Consider the following 251-nt stretch of genomic DNA (forward strand, 5'->3'; position numbering starts at 1 on the left):
CATAGAGTCTCCTTTGGACATAAAGTTAGGTGTCCCTTTAGACCAATCTAGTCGACCATGCTTACGAAGCCAAACCAAAACCGTAGAGCAACCTTGGATGCCATACTTCTCTTGGGCTTGTTTGTAAGTGAGGCTTCCTTTTTCAACCTCATCAACTACAGTGAGTTTAAAAGCGAGGGAGTAATCGCGCTGAGTTCTTTTAGTTGTTGATTTCATAACACTCTCCAATTTTGGGGGTGGAAAGTGTCAAC

The 251-nt window shown here is 43.0% G+C and carries 1 pseudogene; it reads right to left on the reverse strand.

The annotated features are described in order from the left end of the window. A pseudogene (locus IQP38_RS25465) lies at window positions 1-216 on the reverse strand (IS3 family transposase); the annotation flags it as partial. Window positions 217-251 lie beyond the last annotated feature (35 nt).

The organism is Vibrio sp. OPT41, assembly GCF_015163595.1.
GTDB classification, from domain to species: Bacteria; Pseudomonadota; Gammaproteobacteria; order Enterobacterales; family Vibrionaceae; genus Vibrio; species Vibrio alginolyticus.